This is a genomic window from Pararoseomonas sp. SCSIO 73927 (assembly GCF_037040815.1).
Taxonomy (GTDB): Bacteria; Pseudomonadota; Alphaproteobacteria; order Acetobacterales; family Acetobacteraceae; genus Roseomonas.
The window spans coordinates 1-7,115 of record NZ_CP146235.1 but is presented as its reverse complement, the minus strand read 5'-3'; the positions used below and the strand labels follow the sequence as shown (position 1 = coordinate 7,115).

General features: G+C 70.8%; 12 protein-coding genes. 11 read left to right on the top strand and 1 reads right to left on the bottom strand.

What is annotated here, in order from left to right; all coding sequences use genetic code 11:
* Positions 1–107: 107 nt before the first annotated feature.
* The gene (locus tag VQH23_RS26575) at positions 108–389 is read left to right on the top strand and encodes a hypothetical protein (RefSeq protein ID WP_338666270.1); all 282 of its coding nucleotides are present in this window, start codon (positions 108–110) and stop codon (positions 387–389) included.
* Here VQH23_RS26575 and VQH23_RS26570 read toward each other — a convergent pair.
* Positions 386–568: a hypothetical protein gene (locus VQH23_RS26570; RefSeq protein WP_338666269.1), complete on the bottom strand. Its 183-nt coding sequence runs from the start codon at positions 566–568 to the stop codon at positions 386–388. The two genes, VQH23_RS26575 and VQH23_RS26570, sit on opposite strands and share 4 nt — an antisense overlap.
* 338 nt (positions 569–906) lie before the next feature.
* On the opposite strand from VQH23_RS26570, the gene VQH23_RS26565 reads away from it, so the two are divergent.
* The 10 genes from VQH23_RS26565 (at position 907) to VQH23_RS26520 (ending at position 7,092) form a co-directional block, all read left to right on the top strand.
* Positions 907–1,353: a helix-turn-helix domain-containing protein gene (locus VQH23_RS26565; protein ID WP_338666268.1), complete on the top strand. Its 447-nt coding sequence runs from the start codon at positions 907–909 to the stop codon at positions 1,351–1,353.
* A gap of 300 nt (positions 1,354–1,653) precedes the next feature.
* A complete protein-coding gene (locus tag VQH23_RS26560; RefSeq protein ID WP_338666267.1) occupies positions 1,654–2,202 on the top strand; it encodes a helix-turn-helix domain-containing protein in 549 nt (182 codons plus the stop codon).
* Positions 2,203–2,288: 86 nt separating this feature from the next.
* Complete coding sequence (locus VQH23_RS26555) at positions 2,289–3,017, top strand: recombinase family protein (protein WP_338666266.1); 729 nt, start codon at positions 2,289–2,291, stop codon at positions 3,015–3,017.
* Positions 3,018–3,159: 142 nt separating this feature from the next.
* Complete coding sequence (locus tag VQH23_RS26550; RefSeq protein WP_338666265.1) at positions 3,160–3,390, top strand: hypothetical protein; 231 nt, start codon at positions 3,160–3,162, stop codon at positions 3,388–3,390.
* An 11-nt stretch (positions 3,391–3,401) separates the two neighbouring features.
* Entirely contained in the window at positions 3,402–4,238 is an 837-nt protein-coding gene (locus VQH23_RS26545; protein WP_338666276.1) for a hypothetical protein, read from the top strand.
* A 211-nt stretch (positions 4,239–4,449) separates the two neighbouring features.
* Positions 4,450–4,929, top strand: a complete 480-nt coding sequence (locus tag VQH23_RS26540; RefSeq protein WP_338666275.1) for a hypothetical protein — start codon at positions 4,450–4,452, stop codon at positions 4,927–4,929.
* On the top strand, positions 4,922–5,416 hold the full coding sequence (locus VQH23_RS26535) for a DUF5681 domain-containing protein (protein ID WP_338666274.1): 495 nt from the start codon (positions 4,922–4,924) through the stop codon (positions 5,414–5,416). Before VQH23_RS26540 ends, VQH23_RS26535 begins: the two co-directional genes overlap by 8 nt.
* A complete protein-coding gene (locus VQH23_RS26530; RefSeq protein WP_338666273.1) occupies positions 5,413–5,856 on the top strand; it encodes a hypothetical protein in 444 nt (147 codons plus the stop codon). The genes VQH23_RS26535 and VQH23_RS26530 overlap by 4 nt, the downstream gene beginning before the upstream one ends.
* Before the next feature lie 12 nt (positions 5,857–5,868).
* Entirely contained in the window at positions 5,869–6,363 is a 495-nt protein-coding gene (locus VQH23_RS26525) for a hypothetical protein (protein ID WP_338666272.1), read from the top strand.
* Between the two features lie 24 nt (positions 6,364–6,387).
* Complete coding sequence (locus tag VQH23_RS26520; RefSeq protein ID WP_338666271.1) at positions 6,388–7,092, top strand: hypothetical protein; 705 nt, start codon at positions 6,388–6,390, stop codon at positions 7,090–7,092.
* The last annotated feature ends 23 nt before the right edge of the window (positions 7,093–7,115 follow it).

The window sequence follows — 7,115 nt, the reverse complement described above, 5'->3', positions numbered from 1 at the left end:
CGGCCGCAGGGGGCGCCAGGGGCGGGCCGCCTAGATGCGGGATGGCCCGCCCCACCCCTCATTGACGATCACGAACTAACCCCCGCGCTGGGCGCTACTCCCCGCGAATGTCCCGTTCGACCCACGATCTGCCCTTCTTCCGGGACGAGGAAGTTCTACGGGCGGTAGCCCGGCAGGGTGACGAGGGCTGGACGCTGAACGTGGAGGACGAGAAGGGCCGCATCGCCCTCACATGGCGGCTTGATCCGGGGCTGCTGCGCGATGACCCCGAGGCTCACCTGCCGGACCTGCTGGATATGCTGACCCGTGCGGTCATGGCCTATCACATCCTCCTCATTCCGCGCGGAGAGCGGGTATATCCGCCCGTGACGGGGGTGGCCGAGGGCTAGCCCGTCACCAATCCCACCAGCCGGGCACCGCACCACACCTCTGCCTTACCTACCCCGGCCAGGATTTTCCGCGCTGCTTCCAGGGCCGCCGCATCGTCAGCACACAGCACGTTCTCCCCAACCTGAACCTTCCCGTTCGATCCGAGAACGTAGATGCGGAAGGAGGTGGGGGTGGGCATCGCCGCCAGTCTAGCACACGGGACCGTGAGTCGAGAGGTGGGCCGCTCCACCCCTTCCACCCGTTCGAGAACGCGGCGCGCGATCGCCTTGTGACTTACCCACCCCCCGGCCGCGCTTGCCGTAGAAGGGCCGCTTGCCGGGGCGTGGATAAGTCCCCCCTCTGAAGACAGAGAGAAGGGCGGAACCGGAAACGGGCCAATTTCAGGCGCTTGCTGGAGGCATACCGGACACTCTGGGTGTCACCTATCCATGACACCTAGAGTGTCACCTTTGACGTCCAGAACCACGACACCTACTGTCCAAAGCCTAGACAGTTTTGGCAGGGATACCGGACACCATGAGCGCGACCACGGAAGAGGCCCCCAAGGGTCCGCGCTTCACGAAGGTCTATGACCGGGGGTGGGACCGGATCGGTCAGTTAGTCACCCTGAAGGGCGGGCCCACCGTGGCGAAACTCTGGGTGTTCCTCGCCCGCCATTGCGGCCACGACAACGCCCTGGCCTGCACCGTAGACGTGCTGGCCGAGGAACTGGAGTGTTCGGAGCGATCCATCATCCGCGCCGCGAAATACCTGGAACAGAACGGCGCCCTGACCATCGCCAAGCTGGGCACCGCGAACGTCTACATCCTGAACGACGGGGAAATCTGGAAGACCTACGAGGACCATAAGCGGTTCTGCGGCTTCCGCACGAAGACGCTGATAAGCGAGAAGGCGAACCCTGGCCTCAAGCGTCGGCTGACCCACATGACCGGCAAGGCTCCCGCCTCCGACCTGTTCGAGTAGGCGCCAGCCCCGTAGGTGCCTCTCCCCGCCGCCCTGGCAGGAAGGGGTAGACGGGCAGCGCCAGCAGCGCCCACGACCGCGCCACCGCCGCCTCCGATGCCAGGAGGCGGGCCAGATCCTGATCGCGGTTCGGGAAGCGGACGCGGTCCATGGACGAGGCGTAGCCGCACCACCGGCCCGGCACCTTCACCTATGGCAACCCGTCCACCCCTGGTCAGCCCCGGTCATCCAGGGACAAGCTGCAGCCTGTCCGGGCCCGTCTACCCGGACGACCACGGACCCCCAAGAGACTGACCGCCCATGACCACCCTGGTTGAAGTAGCTCCGTCCGCCCCGGACGAACCCGGACGGCTGCTGACGCTGACCGAGGCCGCCACCCATTCGGGATATAGTAGGGAGGCCCTTCGCCTACGGGTCCGGCGCGGAAAACTGCCCGCTGTCCGGGGGAATGACCGGGTGGTCAGGATCAAGGCCAGCGACCTTGCCGATCTGCCGCCCGTGTCCACGGACGACCAGGAGGACGCGGAGCCCGCGACCCCGGACGACCGGGTGGACACCTACCTGGAGGTGCAGCAGCACCGTGGCGAGGCTGTGCGCGCCCGTCTGGAGGCTGCCCGGATTGATCTGAAGGGCCTGCGCGACCGCCTGGACGAAGAACGGGAGTTGAGCGCGGAGCGCGCCACCCAGGTCGCGGTGGCCGAGGCCCGCTATCAGGCCGCCATCCAGGCGCAGCAGGTAGCCACCGAGGCGCGGCAGCGGGCGGAGGCCCGGCTGGCCGTGATCGAGGAAGAACTACGGGAAGCCCGCCGGCCTCTCTGGGAACGGGTGATCCGGGCAATCCGGGGTTAGACCTGGTTCCCACAATCCGTATCAACTGCCCCCAACGACCGTTGGCGAGAGTTGACACGAACGGGCCGGCGAGCGATACCCCGGACATGAGCCACGCCGCCGCCATCGCCTATGTCCGCGTCAGCACCGATCGCCAGGGCCGGTCCGGCCTGGGCCTGGAGGCGCAGCGCGAGGCCATTGCCCGCTTCGCCCAGGACCAGGGCATGACGATCACCACCGAGTTCATGGAGGTGGAGACGGGCAAGGGTGCTGACGCCCTGGACCGCCGGCCGCAGCTAGCCGCCGCCCTGGCCGCCGCCCGCCGGATCGGCGCCCCCGTCATCGTCAGCAAGCTGGACCGCCTTTCGCGCGACGTGGCGTTCATCGCGGGCCTGATGGCGCAGCGCGTGCCCTTCATCGTCGCGGAACTGGGCGCGGACGCGGACCCGTTCATGCTGCACCTCTACGCGGCCCTGGCTGAGAAGGAGCGCAGGCTGATTTCCGATCGGACCCGCGACGCGCTGAAGAAGCTGCGCGATGGCGGGAAGGCGCTGGGCGGTGTCCGCCCCGGTCAGCGCCTGCCCACCGCCGAACAGCACGCGCGTGGCGTCCGCGCTGGCGCCGATGCCCAGCGCGTGGCGGCCGACCACCGCGCCCATGCCCTCGCCGCCCGCGTCCAGGAACTGCGCGCGGCCGGCACCTCCATGGCAGGGATCGCAACCGCCCTGCAGGACGAGAAAATCCCGACCCCGCGCGGTGGCGCCTGGACTGCCACCGCCGTGAAGCGCCTCCTGGCCCGGATCGAGGCGACGGAGGCGGCCGAAGTAATCGCGTGATGCACGACTAGTCCGCGGTAATCACTATTACCCGTGATTATGTAGATCAAAGACTTAGTGGTAATTTATAGTGGCAGATTGGGAACGCTGTAGCCACATTGACTAGGCACGGAAGTATCCGCGCTTGTCGAAAGGCTTCCCAATGAACGATCCCACCACCGCACCCACCCCGGCGCCCTTTCTGGGCCGGGCTGCCCTGGCGGACGCCATGACGTCGCGCGGTCTGTTCATGACGAAGGGGACGCTGGACTACCTCGCCAAGCGCGGCGACGGCCCGCCCTTCTCCCGGTGGGGGCGGCGCTGCGTCTATGACCTGGACGCCGCCATGCGCTGGGCCGAGGCCCGCCTGCAGCCCGTCCAGCGCGCCGCCTGACCATGGAGCCGGTGGCCGCCTTCAACTACGGCGCCATGTCGTCGCCCGACGCGGAGAAGGTGCGCGCCACCGCCGCCCGCATCCGCCAGTCCGTGGCCGCGCACTACCGCGAGGTGGGTGAACTGCTGATCGAGGCGAAGGCCCTGCTACCGCGCGGCGCCTTTGCCGCGTGGGCGCGGCACGAACTCGGGATCGAGCCGCGCACCGCGCAGCGATACGTCTCCGCCGCCCTCTTCCTGCGGGATAAGGACGACACGCTGTCGCGTTTACCGATCGCAACGATCTACGCCTTAGCCGACCGCATCACCCCGGAGCATGTGGTGAAGAAGGTCGTGGCGGATGCCGAGGCCGGACGGACCTTGGACCCCAAGGCCATCGTCCGCAGCGTCGAGGCGGGGCAGGCCGAGGTGAAGAAGGCCATGCGGTCGTGGCGGGTGTCCGAGCCCCGCGCCCTGGAACTCGTTCAGCGGCATGAGGAGCGGCGCGAGGCGGACGCGCTTCGGCGGGCCAAGGTCTATGCGGAGGAGGCCCGGCAACAAGAACTGCGGATTGCCAGCCCCGTCTGGCAGCAGATGAAGGCGGAGCGCGAAGCCGCGTGGAAGGCTTGGCGCCGGGACGAACGCGCCGCCAGGAAGCAAGCCGCGCAGGTTGCTGTGAAGGCCATAGCAGCGCAGCACCCCGAGTTGATCCCGCTACTACGCCTCGCCCTTGGCTCCCAGGAGCGCGCCCACCGCGCGGTGCTGGACAACGCCGAGGCTGCCGCCGTCTGTCTGCCCCCGAAGCGGAACCCCGAAAGAGAAACCCGCGCCACGGCTGCGAACCGGGACGCGGGCGGGAACGCTCACTGATGGGACACTACGCACCCCAGAAGATGGGCTTCCTCGCCCCCTACCGCCAGTCCCGTGCCGCGTCTCGGAAGGCTCTGCCGTGCCCGACGATGCGTGCCCTTTATTTTCGGTCCCGGACCCCGAGAACCCCAGCAATTGCTGCGATTTTCGCGCATCCGGCGAGCCTCATAGTTATGCGGGAGGCTTCCACCCCTCCCCGGAGGGCTGGTTCATGCCCCTAAGCGTGATCCCCGTCCTGGCCCTGGACCGCCCCCCGACCGAGGGGGAGGTGCGGGATCTGATCGCCCGGTTCAGCCGGACCATGCGGACGTGGTTCGCCCGGCGCGGGGTGCAGCACGAACTGCGCTGGGCGCTGGAGCGGAGCATCCGCCAGGGCATCCACTTCCACGGGATGATGGGCTGCCCGTGGCGGATGAGGACGGAGACGCGGCAGCACGCCCGGACCCTGCTGTTCCGCCTGCTGGGCGTGAAGGTGGAGAAGGGCGTGGACCTGCCGCCGCGCGTCGCCCGCGCCGTCCGCCTCCATGGCCGCCAGGGTGGCGTGGGCGCCACGAAGGCGAAGGGATGGCTGGCCTACACCGCCGCCACCTTCGACCCGGCCACCAGCTTCACGGAGAAGGCGCAGGCCGCGCTGCCCGTGTCCGGCCGCCGGTTCGGGCAGCCGCAGCGCCGTGGTGGCGCCCATGGCTGACGATCCGACGCCCGAGCCCGAGGGCAGCCCCGCGCCCCGTGCCAATGCAGGATCTGGCAGGGGCCAGGATGGGCGCTGGCAGCCCGGCGCGAGCGGCAACCCCCGGGGCACCCCGACCGGGTCCCGCCCCCGGAGCGCGATGGAACTGGACGAACTCGCCCGTGATGCAGCCGGCGGGCTGGTGATCGCCATGGCGCGCGCGGCGCTGGCCGGCGACGTCGCGGCGGCCGAAGTCATTCTTCGGCGCGTCTGGCCTGTCCCGCGCGGGCGGGCCGTCCAGGTGCCGGGGCTGGCCGGGGTGCCGACCCAGAACGCCCTGGACGCGGTGATCCTGCAGGTCGCGGAGGGCGCCCTTCCGATCGAGACGGCCGAGGGGATTGCGCGCCTGCTGCAGACCCGCGCCACCCTGGTCGAGGTGGAGGATCTGAAGCGCGAGGTGGAGGCGCTGAAGGCCTCCGCCGGCCCCGCCGATGGTGCGGCCCCATGATCGCCAGCCTCGCCTCCCTGCGCCGCGACGTCGCGCAGCTTCGGCAGCGTCAGCGCGCCGCCAGCGCCGTTGCGGTGGTCTGGCACGGCTTCAACGACCAGCCCGATCGGGTGGTGGGCGAAATCGTCGCCGCCCGGGACGCCGGCGCGAAGACGGTGTTCATCCTCCCGCAGGTGGCGGCTTCGGCCGAGGAATGGGAGCGCAACGCCACCGCGACCATGGCCTACCTCCACGCGGAGCGCGCCGCGCGTGCCGAGGCCCAGGACGCCGCCCCTGTTGTCCCCGCTGCCGCGTCACCGCCGGAACCGCCGCCGGTGGACGTCAACGCCTTCATCGGCGCCCAGCCGCCCGGATCACCGGCGGCCAGCACCCCCGCCCCCGTCCGTTCCGCGCCACCACCGCCCACCGGCGCCGGTGCCGTCATCGTCGTGCCCCACTGAAGGAGAAGATCCATGCCCGCCGACTTCCACCGCGAACTGCAGAAGCGCCGCGCCCAGCCGAAGCCCCGCCCGGCCGGCGTCCACGCCATCCTGGGGCTGAACATCGAAGAGGTGTCCCTGGTGGATGATCCCGCCAACCAGGGCGCGCGGTTCGTGCTGCACAAGGCCAAGCGCCCCGGCCCGCGCTCCTTCAACGACCACCTCGCCGCGCAGCAGCAGCGGCCGGCGCCCGTCCAGAAGGCGGCGGCGCCCGCCACCGTCTCCCCCGGCCCGCTGCCCATCGCGGGCGAAGGCCGGCTGGCCGACTTCGCCGCTGCCATGGCCCAGGCGGCGCGCCAGGGCACGCCCAGTGCCTCCCCGCCCCCGCCGGCTGCCCGGACGCCCGCCACCGCCCCTGCCCCCGTCCAGCAGCCGCAGGAGAGCGCCCTGGTCCGCCACGCCCGCCTCATGCGCGCCGCTGACGATGCCCGCATGGCCGCGCAGTCCGGTCGCCGTCGCCTCGCCTGACCCCTCTTCCCCAGGAGAACCACGATGCCCACGAAGAACCCCGCCAGCACCGCCCTCGCCGTCATCCCGCAGGAGCCGGCGCTGCCCGAAGCCGTTGTAGCCCTGGCCGCCACCATGGACCGCGCCCGGAGCGTGAAGCGCCGCCGCGCCGAGCGCGAGCAGCAGGCCGCCCTGGCCGAGCAGGAAGCCGCCGAGGCCGCCCGCGCGGCCGATCGCGCCGCCGTGGACCACGAACTGGGCACCATGGACGGGCCCAGCCTGGACACCGTCCACGCCACCGCCAGCGAAGCCCGGGGGCGTGCCGCTGACCTGCGGGACACCGCCGGCACCGTCTCGCGCGCCGTGGCCGAGGTTGAGGAAGCCGTCACCCACGCGGTGCCCGCTGCCGATGCCGCGACCCGCGAGATTGCCCACCAGCACGCCCTGCAGGCACAGGCGGACTACGTCGCCCTGGTGCCGCGCCTCGCGGAGATCCTGGGACGGATGATCGCGGCCGATGAGGCGCTGGGCCAGGGCTACATCGCCCACACCATCGCCCAGGCCTTCCCCGCTGCCCTGGACGGCAGCGCCGCCTCCATCGCCCCGATCGTCCCCGAGGACATGAACGCGCTGTTGCAGGCGCGGCGCATCGTCACCGAGGGCGAGAGCCTGTCCCGCGAAGTCGAGCGCCAGCGGGACCGCGCCGCGCTGCAGGTCGAGAACCAGCGTCGGCTCGCCACCGCCGTCTGACCAGCTTCCCCCTGCGCCTTGGT